Here is a 12785-nt window from a genome sequence, read left to right as displayed (position 1 = left end):
ATTGGTCTATACCACAAACGTCTCATTCCAGATTGGCAGGGTCCAGCGTGGAAGTTGTCATCGTCCCGAACGCCGCGGCAGGTGGCGAGCTGATCGCGGACAGCATCGCCGGCCTGCTGCGCCGCAAGCCCGGCGCTCTGCTCGGCGTGGCCACCGGCTCGACGCCCCTGCCCATCTACCAGGCACTGACGGCCAAGGTGCGCGCCGGTGAGGTGGACGCCTCGCGTGCGCGGATAGCCCAGCTGGACGAGTACGTGGGGCTGCCCGCGGGCCACCCCGAGTCGTACCGCTCCGTGGTCCTGCGCCAGGTCGTCGAGCCGCTGGGACTGAGCGAGAGTTCCTTCCTCGGCCCGGACGGCGCCGCCGAGGACGTCCAGGCCGCGTGCGAGGCGTACGACCGCGCGCTGAGCGAGGCCGGCGGTGTGGATCTCCAGCTGCTCGGCATCGGTACGGACGGGCACATCGGCTTCAACGAGCCCTGCTCCTCGCTCGCCTCGCGTACCCGCATCAAGACGCTGACGCGGCAGACCCGTGAGGACAACGCGCGCTTCTTCGACAGCCCCGAGGAGGTGCCGCACCATGTGATCACGCAGGGCATCGGCACCATCCTGGAGGCCCGCCATCTGGTGCTGCTCGCCACCGGCGAGGGCAAGGCGGAGGCGGTCGCGCAGGCCGTCGAGGGCCCGGTCGCCGCGCTCGTACCGGCCTCCGCGCTCCAGCTCCACCCGCACGCCACGGTCGTCGTGGACGAGGCGGCGGCGTCCCGGCTGAAGCTCGCCGACTACTTCCGCGCCACGTTCGCGTCCAAGCCGGACTGGCAGGGCATCTGAGACCCCGGGGCTTCCGAGACCGCCGGGACCTCTCGGCATATGACGGTGCCGGGCCACCCCGCGAAGGGGCGGCCCGGCACCGTCGTCTCAGCAGCGGGACCGGTCGCGTACGGTCACTCCCGGCGGCCCGTGATGACCTCCGCGGCGGCCTGTCCGCAGACCCGCGCGGCGCCATGGGTCGCAATGTGCAGCGCGCCCCTGGGCTCCGCCTCGTTCACGCCCATCTCGACCACGATCGTCCCCGGGCGGGCGGCCAGCACGGCGTCCAGCGCGTCGGACATCCAGCGGTGGCGGTGCGCGTCGCGGACGACGGCGACGATCGTACGGTCACCGGCGGCGGCGAGCACCTCGCCGGCCAGCGCGGCCGGGTCCTCGCCGGCCGCTCCCGCGCCGCTGTACGAGCCCGTCTCCGTACCGGGGAGCAGCCGCCCCAGCTCCGCCGCGACGCCCCACGGGGTCTCCTCGCCGACGGCGATGTTCGCGACGGGGGTGAACGCGGCGACGTACGGCGCTTCCGTGAGCGGCTCCGCGCCGCCCGTCACCCGTACGGCGCGGCGGGCCGCGACGAGGCCGATCCCGGTGTCCGTCGCGAGGGCGGACGCGGTGCCGGGCGCGGTCCCCTCCTGCGAATCCGCGCCCGGCTCCGAAGCCCCCCTGACCCGACGCGTCCAGTCGGCGAGGCCGCGCACCCGCGCGGCCGCGTCGGCCAGTCGCTCCTCGGGCAGTTCGCCGTTCCGTACCGCCGCCACCAGCGCGTCGCGCAGCCGCAGCACGGTCTCCTCGTCCGCCAGGCCGCCGCCGACGCAGATGGCGTCGGCGCCCGCGGCGATCGCGAGGACGGAGCCGCGCTCGATCCCGTACGCCGAGGCGATGGCCTGCATCTCCATGCCGTCGGTGATGATCGGGCCCTGGAAGCCCAGCTCCTCGCGGAGCAGACCGGTGAGGATCCGTCGGCTGAGGGTCGCCGGGCGGTCCGGGTCGAGCGCGGGAAGCAGGATATGCGCACTCATGACCGATTTGGAACCCGCCGCGATGGCCGCGCGGAAAGGCAGCAGGTCGCGGGCGTTCACCGTGTCGAGGTCCACGTCGATCCGGGGCATCGCGTGGTGCGAGTCGACGGAGGTGTCGCCGTGTCCGGGGAAGTGCTTGGTGCAGGCGGCGACCCCGGCGCTCTGGAGCCCCTCCACGTACGCGGCGGTGTGCCGGGCCACCAGCGGCGTGTCGGCGCCGAAGGACCGTACGCCGATGACGGGGTTGTCCTGGTTGGAGTTCACATCGGCCGAGGGGGCCCAGTTGAGGTTGACCCCGCACGCGGCGAGGCGCCGGCCCAGCTCGCGGGCGACGGCCCGGGTGAGATCCACGTCGTCGACGGTGCCCAGGGCGTAGTTGCCGGGGAAGGAGGAACCCTGCCCGACCTCCAGACGGGTGACGTCGCCGCCTTCCTCGTCGATCGCGACGAGGACGTCGTCCCGCTCGGCCCGCAGCCGCTCGGTGAGCGCGGCGAGCTGCTCGGGCGAGGCGATGTTGCGGCCGAAGAGCCCGACGGAGGAGAGGCCCTCGCCGAGACGGCGCAGCAGCCAGTCGGGGGCGGTGGTGCCGAGGAAGCCGGGCTGGAGCACGGCGAGCGCGTCGCGGGTGAGGGTGTCCGTACTGCTCACAAGTGTGGTCATCGGCGGTTCTAGCCCTTCACTGCGCCGGAGGTGAGACCGGTTGCCATGTACTTCTGCACCAGGAGGAAGAAGGCCACGACCGGGATGGCGATCAGGGTCGAGGCGGCCATCAGGGCTCCGTAGTCGATTCCGCGCGAGGTGGTGAAGTTCATCAGCCACACGTTCAGCGTGTACTTGTCGTTGTCCTGGAGGACGACATAGGCGAGGAGGTACTCGTTCCACGCCGTGATCAGGGAGAAGATCGCCGCCGCGGCGAGACCGGGGGCGAGCAGCGGGAAGGTCACCCGCCAGAAGGCGCCCATCCGGCTGCACCCGTCCACCATCGCGGACTCCTCCAGCTCCGGCGGGATGTTGACGATGAAGCCGCGGATCATCCAGGTCGCGAAGGGCAGCGTCGAGACCAGGTAGATGACGATGACGCCCCAGTACTCGTTCAGCCCGCCCAGGTCGTTGAGCTGGATGTAGATGGGGATCAGCATCGCGGTCGGCGGCAGCAGCTGCACGACGAGCAGCACGATCATGAAGAACTTGCGGCCGCGGAAGTGGAAGCGGCCGATGGCGAAGGCGGCGATGGTGGCGAGCAGCATGCCGCCGATGACCGCGACGCCGCAGACGATCAGGCTGGACTGGATGGCCGTGCCGAAGTTCGGCTGGTCGATGGCCCGCTGGAAGTTGTCGAGGGTGAGCGACGAGGGCCAGAGGGTCTGGTCGTAGCTGCGGATCTCGTGGTTCGGCCGCAGGGCGCTGATGATCAGCCAGTACACCGGGAAGGCCATGAGGACGAACACGGCCAGGCCCAGGATGTTGTAGACGAGCCGGTTCTTCTTGCGGTCCTGGCGCAGGACCTGCCGGGCGTCCGGCGCGGTGCCCCGCTCGGTGTCCGGGCGGAGGGCCTGGGAGGTGGAGGCGCTCATTCGACCTCTCCGATCTTGAGCAGCTGACGCAGGTAGTACACGGCGACACCGGAGAGCAGCAGGACCGTGATGAGGGAGATGGCCGCACCCTGGCTGAACGAGTTGGACTCGAAGGCCTTCTCGAACGAGTAGATCCCGAGGACCGAGTACTCCGGCTCCGGCTTGTTGCCGCGGATCAGGAAGATCTGGCCGAAGATATTGAAGTCCCAGAGGACGGACAGCGTGGCCACCATCTGGAACACCGGTTTGATGACCGGCCAGGTGACATAGCGGAAGACCCCGGCCACGCCCGCGCCGTCGAGGGCCGCGGCCTCCTCCAGCTCCCGGGGGACCTGGGTGAGCGCCGCGTAGAGCGTGACGGCGACGAAGGGGATGGCGCCCCAGACGACGACAGCTCCGATGATGAGGAAGCCCTGCTTGGGGTCGAGGAACCAGTTGTGGCCCTGGGCGTCGATCCCGAGGTACTTGGTCAGCACCATGTTCAGGACGCCGTAGTCGGAGTCGGCGAACCAGCGGAAGATGGAGGTCGCCACCAGCAGCGGCATCGACCAGGCGGCCACCAGCGCCGCGGTGAGCAGCAGTCGCACCCAGGTGTCCATGCGCTGCATCAGCATGGAGATGCCGAGCCCGATACCCATCGTGGCCACCACACAGGCGACCATGAAGATGATGGTCCGCCAGACGACGGCCCAGAACTCGCCGTCCCCGAGGATGTTGGTGAACTGCTCGAAGCCCACCCAGGGGGCGGCCTCCCCGGTCCACAGCTCACGGCGGCCGACGTCCTGGAAGGACATGAGGATCGTCTTGATGAGCGGCCAGACGAAGACGGCGGCGATCGCGACGAACGCGGGAGCTATCAGGAGATACGGCAGCAGCGCGCCGGCCTTGCGCCGCTTGCGCTGCCCGCCCGCGGGCGGCTGGGAGCCGGATCTCTCGGCGACGCGTGCGACGGCTACCGGAGGGTCGGCTGCTTTCATGTCGGCGGCACTCACTGTGCTGGCCTTCCGTTCGGACCTGGTACCGGAGGACGGGGGGCGGCGGAGCCCTCGCGGGCCTGCCACCCCCCGTAGGCGATCAACAGAGTCGGAGACAAAGGAGTCGGGGACTCAGAGCCTCGTCGGACTCAGGACTCTTCGTTGATCAGCTGGTTGATCTCCGCGTCGGCCGCCTTCGTGGCGTCGGCCACCGACTTGCCCTTGATGATGTCGAGCAGCATCACCTCAAGGGTTTCCTTCTTCTCGATGGCCGTCCAGCCCGGGGCGATCGGCGTGAACCAGGCGTCGGGGACGGCGTTGGCGATCGGCGCGGTCTCCGGCTTCGCCTTCAGCGGCTCCAGCTGCTTGGTGTTGTTCGGCAGGATGTTCTTGGAGGCGAGGACCTCCTGCGACTTGCCGCTGGTGAAGGCCGCGATCCACTCCTCGCCGAGGTCCTGGACCTTGGACTTGGAGATGGTGGCGAGGTCGGAGCCGCCGATGAAGGACGGCAGGGCCTTGCCGTCGGGGCCGGGCATACCGGCCGTGCCGATCTTGTCCTTCAGCTTCGGGTTGCCGTTGGTGGCGGAGTCGACGACGCTGCCCGCCTCCCAGCCGTTGCCGTAGAGAAGCGCGGTCTTCTCGTTGGCCATGACGTTGGCGTGGTCCTGCTCGTCCTTGGTCTTGTCGCCGTGGTTGTACTTCTTCACCAGGTCGACGAAGTGCTGGATGCCCTTCTGGGCCTCCGGGGTGGAGAGGGTGGCCTTCCACTCCTTCGCGCCCTCGTCGTACTCGGCTATCCGGCCGCCGTACGCCGCGACGTAGGACATGGCGGCGTACCAGTAACGGCCCGGCAGGTAGAGCGGCGAGAACGCCTTGTCCTTGCCGTACTTGGCGCCGACCTTGTCGAGCGCCGTGGCCAGCTCGGCCTCGGTGGTGGGCAGCTGGTCCGAGCCGGTGCCGGCCTTGAACATGTCCTTGTTGTAAATGGCCACGCGCGCACCGGCGTAGTAGGGCACGCAGTACTGCTTGCCCTCGAAGGCGCAGGTGTCCTTCAGACCCTTGATCCAGGTGTCCGAGTTCTCGTACTTCTTCGGGTCGATCTCGCCGAGCGCACCGTTGAGGATGTACGTCATGGTTTCGGTGTTGCCGAGCTCGACGACGTCGGGGTACTTGTCACCGGCCAGCGCCGCGTCGAGCTTCTTGGCCTTGTCCGCCCACTGCTGGTACTGGACCTTGACCGTCACATTCGGATACTTCGCCTTGAACTGCGCGTTGACATCCTTGACCAGCTCCGGCCAGGTGCTCTGCGCGTCCGACATGAGCCAGACGGTCAGCGTCTCCTTACGGTCCTTGGGATCCTTGGACGCCGTGCCCTCATCCGAACCACACGCGGCAAGTCCGACCATCATGCCCGCGACGCCGACCGCCGCGATGAGCTTGCGCTTCACGCCACCCTCCTCAGGGATGCTGCAACCCCTGCCCACCGCGAAGACCGCGAAGACTTACGACGAGTACTGCTGGGGCTGGGACCTGGTCTTTAATGGTTTAGACCAGTACGGGGAGCTTGGCCTAGACCTTTAGGGGTGTCAAGGGTGTATAAGAAGGGCAGTCGTGTCCGTTATCGGACCGACACCTGAGGCAGGGCGACTACCCGTGGCCGGACCGTGCCACCATGTGAGCCGCGACAGACGGAGGAGCCGGTGACGGCAGCAGCACAGGAGTCGGGAAGGCAGGCCATGGCCACGGACGGGGGCGGTACGGAGACCGAGGGCGGACCCGCCACCCGCACGGCACGCGTGCCCAAGTACTACCGGTTGAAGCGGCACTTGCTCGACATGACGGAGACGCTGCCGCCGGGTACGCCGGTGCCTCCGGAGCGTACGCTCGCCGCCGAGTTCGACACCTCGCGCACCACCGTGCGCCAGGCGCTCCAGGAGCTGGTGGTCGAAGGCCGGCTCGAACGCATCCAGGGCAAGGGCACGTTCGTCGCCAAGCCCAAGGTCTCGCAGGCGCTCCAGCTCACCTCGTACACCGAGGACATGCGGGCCCAGGGCCTGGAGCCGACCTCGCAGTTGCTGGACATCGGCTATGTCACCGCCGACGACACCCTGGCCGGGCTGTTGGACATCACCACCGGCGGGCGCGTGCTGCGGATCGAGCGGCTGCGGCTGGCCAGCGGCGAGCCGATGGCCATCGAGACCACCCACCTTTCGGCCAAGCGCTTCCCCGCGCTGCGCCGCTCGCTCGTCAAGTACACCTCCCTCTATACGGCGTTGGCGGAGGTGTACGACGTCCATCTGGCCGAGGCCGAGGAGACCATCGAGACCTCGCTGGCCACCCCCCGCGAGGCCGGGCTGCTCGGTACGGATGTCGGGCTGCCGATGCTGATGCTCTCGCGGCACTCCCTGGACGCGGCCGGCGAGCCGGTGGAGTGGGTGCGGTCCGTCTACCGGGGCGACCGCTACAAGTTCGTGGCCAGGCTGAAGCGCCCGGCCCACTGACAGCGCGCGCCGCCCCGGCGCGCCAAGGCGGCGCGGCCCCCGGCACACACCCCTGCCCGCATACCGTTGCCGTAACGAGATGCGGTCAAGGGGTGACGCTGACCAGCGCCTTCGCTTAGATTTCCTGCTCATTACCACAGGCGATCATCGAGGGAACGGAGCCACGGTGTCAGAAGTTCCGGAGGAGAAACGACCCCCCACGGTCACCCCTGCGCGGGTGATCATCGCCCTCTGTCTCCTGGCGCCCTTCGTGGCGATGCTGTGGGTCGGGTCCTACGCGAAGATCGAGCCGACCTTCATCGGCATCCCCTTCTTCTACTGGTACCAGATGCTCTGGGTCCCGGTCTCGGCGGTGCTCACGATGACCGCCTACCAGCTGTGGAAGCGTGACCAGCGCTCCCGCAAGGGAGGTGCGTCGGCATGAAGGACGGCGTGAACGGCGTGGCACTCGCCGTTTTCATCTTCTTCTTCGTGGCCGTCACGGTCATGGGGTTCCTGGCGGCCCGCTGGCGCAAGGCCGCCAACGAGAACAGCCTCGACGAATGGGGCCTGGGCGGCCGGTCATTCGGCACCTGGGTCACCTGGTTCCTGCTCGGCGGCGACCTCTACACGGCGTACACCTTCGTGGCCGTACCGGCGGCGATCTACGCGGCGGGCGCGGCCGGCTTCTTCGCCGTGCCGTACACGATCCTGGTCTACCCGCTGATCTTCACCTTCCTGCCCCGGCTCTGGTCGGTGTCGCACAAGCACGGCTACGTCACCACCTCGGACTTCGTACGGGGCCGGTTCGGCTCGAAGGGCCTGTCGCTGGCGGTCGCCCTCACCGGCATCCTCGCCACGATGCCGTACATCGCGCTCCAGCTCGTCGGCATCCAGGCGGTACTGGACGTGATGGGCGTCGGCGGCGGCGAGAACACCCACTGGTTCATCAAGGACCTGCCGCTGCTGATCGCCTTCGGTGTGCTCGCCGCGTACACCTACTCGTCGGGGCTGCGGGCGCCCGCGCTGATCGCCTTCGTCAAGGACACGCTGATCTACATCGTGATCGTCGTGGCGATCATCTACATCCCCATCAAACTGGGCGGGTTCGACGACATCTTCGCCAAGGCGGGCGACGCCTTCGCGCAGACCAACCCGGCGACCGGCCAGCCACGCGGCTCGCTCGCGCCGGGCGAGGCCGGGCAGTGGGGCTACGCCACGCTGGCGCTCGGTTCCGCGCTCGCGCTCTTCATGTATCCGCACTCCATCACGGCGACGCTCTCCAGCCGCAGCCGTGAGGTGATCCGGCGCAACACCACGATCCTGCCGCTGTACTCCCTGATGCTGGGTCTGCTGGCGCTGCTCGGCTTCATGGCGATCGCCGCCGGGATCAAGGTGGACAACGGACAGCTGGCGATCCCGCAGCTCTTCGAGACGATGTTCCCCGACTGGTTCGCGGGGGTGGCCTTCGCGGCCATCGGCATCGGCGCGCTGGTGCCTGCCGCCATCATGTCGATCGCCGCGGCGAACCTCTTCACCCGCAACATCTACAAGGACTTCCTCAAGCCGGACGCCACGCCCGAGCAGGAGACCAAGGTCTCGAAGCTGGTCTCCCTGCTGGTGAAGGTGGGCGCGCTGGCCTTCGTCCTGACCATGGACAAGACGGTCGCGATCAACTTCCAGCTGCTGGGCGGGATCTGGATCCTCCAGACGATGCCGGCGCTGGTCGGCGGCCTGTTCACCCGCTGGTTCCACCGCTGGGCGCTGCTCGCGGGCTGGGCGGTCGGCATGATCTACGGCACGGCGGCGGCGTACGGCGTGGCCAGCCCGACCCAGGCGCACTTCGGCGGCTCCTCCAAGGAGATCCCCGGCCTGGGCGAGATCGGCTACATCGGCCTCACCGCGTTCGTCCTCAACCTGGTGGTGACGGTGGTGCTCACCTTCGCCCTGCGCGCGGCCAAGGCGCCGGAGGGCACGGACGAGACGAGCCCCGCCGACTACACCGCGGACGCGGGCGATCCGGGCGTGAAGGCCGAACTGCCGGCCGCGACCGCGGGCGGCCCCGGAGGCCACTGACGGGTTGTCGTACGGCTCGACGGGCCGCCGGATCCCTTGCTACGAGGGGGATCCGGCGGCCTTTCGCTTGTCCGCGCGGGCCCGAACGGAATGACGCACGACACAACATCTGGGGGGTGGCACCCGAGCCAGCCCCCACATGTATGCTCGACCTCGCTGTCACGCAGGGGAATCCGGTGCGAATCCGGAACTGTCCCGCAACGGTGTGATGTGGTGTGCTTTGCCGTACCCACGAGTCCGAACACCTGCCGACAGTGCGTCCGATTCGACCGAATCGGACGCCGAGACGTCCGGGCCTCGTGGATGGGCCGGTGGGCGCCGTACGCCGTGCTGCCCGCATCCGGGCCGTGCGCTCCGTACCGCGAGAACAAGCCCGCTCCCCTTCCCGACGGCCCAGAGCCGAGCGAGGGAGAGCACCACGTGACCATCGCGCCAGCCGATCCGGCTTCAGGCATCTCCGAGGCCGCCGCGCGGGCGGCCGACGGACCCGGGACCGCACTGCTGCGGACCCTGACGGACCTGACCGCCGATCTGCCCGACACCGACCCCGGAAGAGTCGCCGCCGCCGCGCTGCGCGGCCGCAACGCCCGGTCGGACGAGGCCGAGCTGCGCGCGCTCGCCACCGAGGCCGCCGCGGGGCTCATCTCGGAGGACCCCGCCTACTCCCGGCTCGCGGCGAGGCTGCTGACCCGCACCATCGCCGACGAGGCCGCGGACCAGGGCGCCGTGGCGTTCTCCGCGTCCGTCGCCGTCGGCCACCGCGAGGGCCTGATCGCGGACCGTACGGCCGCCTTCGTCACGCTCCACGCCGACGTCCTCGACGCGCTCATCGACCAGGATGCCGACGACCGCTTCGGCTACTTCGGGCTGCGGACCCTCTACAGCCGCTATCTGCTCCGCCACCCGATCACCCGCCAGGTCATCGAGACCCCGCAGCACTTCATGCTGCGCGTGGCCGCAGGACTGGCCGAGGACGAGAACGCCCGCGCGCTCGACGAGGTCGCCGCGCTCTACCGGCTGATGAGCCGGCTGGACTACCTCCCCTCCTCCCCCACCCTCTTCAACTCCGGTACGCGCCACCCGCAGATGTCCTCCTGCTACCTGCTGGACTCCCCGCTGGACGAGCTGGACTCGATCTACGACCGGTACCACCAGGTGGCGCGGCTTTCGAAGCACGCGGGCGGCATCGGGCTCTCGTACTCCCGTATCCGCTCGCGCGGTTCGCTGATCCGGGGCACCAACGGGCACTCCAACGGCATCGTCCCGTTCCTGCGCACCCTCGACTCCTCGGTCGCGGCCGTCAACCAGGGCGGCCGGCGCAAGGGCGCCGCCTGCGTCTACCTGGAGACCTGGCACGCGGACCTGGAGGAGTTCCTGGAGCTGCGCGACAACACCGGCGAGGACGCCCGCCGTACACACAACCTGAACCTCGCGCACTGGATCCCGGACGAGTTCATGCGCCGGGTCGAGTCCGACGGCGACTGGTCCCTCTTCTCCCCCGCCGACGTGCCGGAACTGGTCGACCTGTGGGGCGACGCGTTCGACACGCGCTACCGCGAGGCGGAGGCCGCGGGACTGGCGCGCAGGACCATCCCGGCCCGGGAGCTGTACGGCCGGATGATGCGCACCCTCGCCCAGACCGGCAACGGCTGGATGACCTTCAAGGACGCCTCGAACCGTACGGCCAACCAGACCGCCGAGCCCGGCCGCGTCGTCCACTCGTCCAATCTCTGCACGGAGATCCTGGAGGTGACGGACGACGGCGAGACCGCCGTCTGCAACCTCGGCTCCATCAACCTCGGTGCGTTCGTGCTGGCGTCGGGGGACATCGACTGGGAGCGGCTGGACGAGACCGTCCGTACGGCCGTGACCTTCCTCGACCGGGTCGTGGACATCAACTTCTACCCGACCGAGCAGGCCGGCAACTCCAACGCGAAGTGGCGCCCGGTGGGCCTGGGCGCGATGGGCCTCCAGGACGTCTTCTTCAAGAAGCGGCTGCCCTTCGACTCCGCCGAGGCCGCCGCCCTCTCCACGAAGATCGCCGAACGGATCATGCTCGCCGCGTACGAGGCGTCCTGCGCGCTCGCCGAGCGCAACGGCCCGCTCCCCGCCTGGTCCGAGACGCGCACGGCGCGCGGGGTGCTGCACCCCGACCACTACGACGTGGAGCTGAACTGGCCGGAGCGCTGGGACGCGCTGCGCGCCCGGATCGCCACGACCGGCATGCGGAACTCGCTGCTCCTCGCCATCGCCCCGACGGCGACGATCGCCTCGATCGCGGGCGTGTACGAGTGCATCGAGCCGCAGGTCTCCAACCTCTTCAAGCGCGAGACGCTCTCCGGGGAGTTCCTCCAGGTCAACTCGTACCTGGTGGACGAACTGAAACGGCTCGGCGTCTGGGACGCGCAGACGCGCGAGGCGCTGCGCGAGTCGAGCGGCTCGGTGGCGGGTTTCACCTGGATCCCGGCGGAGGTGCGCGAGCTGTTCCGCACGGCCTGGGAGATCCCGCAGCGCGGCCTGATCGACATGGCGGCGGCCCGTACGCCGTTCCTCGACCAGAGCCAGTCGCTGAACCTGTTCCTGGAGACGCCGACCATCGGGAAGCTCAGCTCGATGTACGCGTACGCCTGGAAGAAGGGCCTGAAGACCACGTACTACCTGCGCTCGCGCCCGGCGACGCGTATCGCGCGGGCGGCAGGGGGGGCGTCGGCGGCCCGGCCGGCGCCCGTACCCGTACCCGTACCCGCGCAGATGACGCCCGACCAGGACGCCATCGCCTGTTCCCTGGAAAACCCCGAGTCCTGCGAGGCCTGCCAGTAATGACCACTTCGGACAAGAACCTCCTGGACCCGGGCTTCGAGCTGACGCTCCGGCCCATGCGCTACCCGGACTTCTACGAGCGCTACCGCGACGCGATCAAGAACACCTGGACGGTGGAGGAGGTCGACCTGCACTCCGACGTCGCCGACCTCGCCAAACTCTCCCCCGGCGAGCAGCACATGATCGGGCGGCTGGTCGCGTTCTTCGCGACGGGCGACTCGATCGTGTCGAACAACCTGGTGCTGACGCTCTACAAGCACATCAACTCCCCCGAGGCGCGGCTCTATCTCTCCCGCCAGCTCTTCGAGGAGGCCGTGCACGTCCAGTTCTATCTGACGCTGCTGGACACGTATCTGCCCGATCCGGCGGACCGCGCGGCGGCCTTCGACGCGGTGGAGGAGATCCCGTCGATCCGCGAGAAGGCGCGGTTCTGCTTCAAGTGGATGGACTCGGTCGAGACGATCGACCGCCTGGAGTCGAAGGCGGACCGCCGACGCTTCCTGCTGAACCTGATCTGCTTCGCGGCCTGTATCGAGGGGCTGTTCTTCTACGGCGCGTTCGCGTACGTCTACTGGTTCCGCTCGCGCGGCCTGCTGCACGGCCTGGCCACCGGCACCAACTGGGTGTTCCGTGACGAGACGATGCACATGAACTTCGCGTTCGAGGTCGTGGACACGGTCCGCAAGGAGGAGCCCGACCTCTTCGACGACGCGCTGGAGCGGCAGGTCACGGACATGCTGAAGGAGGCGGTCGACGCGGAGCTGCAATTCGGCCGGGACCTGTGCGGCGACGGTCTGCCGGGCATGAACACCGAGTCGATGCGCGAGTACCTGGAGTGCGTCGCGGACCAGCGCCTCCAGCGCCTGGGCTTCCCGACGGTCTACGGCTCGCGGAATCCGTTCTCCTTCATGGAGCTCCAGGGCGTCCAGGAACTGACGAACTTCTTCGAGCGCCGCCCGTCGGCGTACCAGGTCGCGGTCGAGGGCACGGTCGGCTTCGACGACGACTTCTAGTCCTGGTC

General features: G+C 68.9%; 10 protein-coding genes and 1 riboswitch. Of the genes, 6 read left to right on the top strand and 4 right to left on the bottom strand.

The features are described 5' to 3' along the window. The first annotated feature begins 47 nt into the window (after positions 1 to 47). Entirely contained in the window at positions 48 to 830 is a 783-nt protein-coding gene (nagB, locus tag ACIOGX_RS36075; RefSeq protein ID WP_356512294.1) for a glucosamine-6-phosphate deaminase, read from the top strand. Positions 831 to 943: 113 nt separating this feature from the next. On the opposite strand, the gene ACIOGX_RS36070 is transcribed toward nagB, so the two are convergent. The 4 genes from ACIOGX_RS36070 to ACIOGX_RS36055 form a co-directional block, all read right to left on the bottom strand. Further along, on the bottom strand, positions 944 to 2500 hold the full coding sequence (locus ACIOGX_RS36070) for a glycoside hydrolase family 3 protein (RefSeq protein ID WP_401918944.1): 1557 nt from the start codon (positions 2498 to 2500) through the stop codon (positions 944 to 946). 8 nt (positions 2501 to 2508) lie between these two features. Continuing rightward, positions 2509 to 3414 (bottom strand): carbohydrate ABC transporter permease, encoded by a 906-nt coding sequence (locus ACIOGX_RS36065; RefSeq protein WP_356512298.1) that lies wholly within the window; start codon positions 3412 to 3414, stop codon positions 2509 to 2511. Beyond that, a complete protein-coding gene (locus ACIOGX_RS36060) occupies positions 3411 to 4406 on the bottom strand; it encodes a sugar ABC transporter permease (protein ID WP_356512300.1) in 996 nt (331 codons plus the stop codon). Before ACIOGX_RS36060 ends, ACIOGX_RS36065 begins: the two co-directional genes overlap by 4 nt. 131 nt (positions 4407 to 4537) lie before the next feature. Further along, entirely contained in the window at positions 4538 to 5836 is a 1299-nt protein-coding gene (locus ACIOGX_RS36055; protein ID WP_356512302.1) for a sugar ABC transporter substrate-binding protein, read from the bottom strand. A 288-nt stretch (positions 5837 to 6124) separates the two neighbouring features. Between ACIOGX_RS36055 and ACIOGX_RS36050 the strand changes: the two genes are divergently transcribed. From ACIOGX_RS36050 to ACIOGX_RS36030, 5 genes are all read left to right on the top strand, one after another. Further along, positions 6125 to 6889 (top strand): GntR family transcriptional regulator, encoded by a 765-nt coding sequence (locus ACIOGX_RS36050; RefSeq protein ID WP_129770889.1) that lies wholly within the window; start codon positions 6125 to 6127, stop codon positions 6887 to 6889. 166 nt (positions 6890 to 7055) lie between these two features. Further along, positions 7056 to 7313, top strand: coding sequence for a DUF3311 domain-containing protein (locus tag ACIOGX_RS36045; RefSeq protein ID WP_193564034.1), 258 nt, complete (start codon positions 7056 to 7058; stop codon positions 7311 to 7313). Beyond that, the gene (mctP, locus tag ACIOGX_RS36040; protein ID WP_383972527.1) at positions 7310 to 8944 is read left to right on the top strand and encodes a monocarboxylate uptake permease MctP; all 1635 of its coding nucleotides are present in this window, start codon (positions 7310 to 7312) and stop codon (positions 8942 to 8944) included. The genes ACIOGX_RS36045 and mctP overlap by 4 nt, the downstream gene beginning before the upstream one ends. A 126-nt stretch (positions 8945 to 9070) precedes the next feature. Continuing rightward, a riboswitch (cobalamin riboswitch) is annotated at positions 9071 to 9212 on the top strand. Between the two features lie 152 nt (positions 9213 to 9364). After that, positions 9365 to 11764, top strand: a complete 2400-nt coding sequence (locus tag ACIOGX_RS36035; protein WP_401918941.1) for a ribonucleoside-diphosphate reductase subunit alpha — start codon at positions 9365 to 9367, stop codon at positions 11762 to 11764. Further along, positions 11764 to 12777: a ribonucleotide-diphosphate reductase subunit beta gene (locus ACIOGX_RS36030; protein WP_356512308.1), complete on the top strand. Its 1014-nt coding sequence runs from the start codon at positions 11764 to 11766 to the stop codon at positions 12775 to 12777. The genes ACIOGX_RS36035 and ACIOGX_RS36030 overlap by 1 nt, the downstream gene beginning before the upstream one ends. The last annotated feature ends 8 nt before the right edge of the window (positions 12778 to 12785 follow it).

The sequence above is a fragment of the Streptomyces sp. NPDC088147 genome, assembly GCF_044741565.1.
Lineage (GTDB): Bacteria > Actinomycetota > Actinomycetes > Streptomycetales > Streptomycetaceae > Streptomyces.
This window is presented reverse-complemented; position numbering and strand designations above follow the sequence as displayed.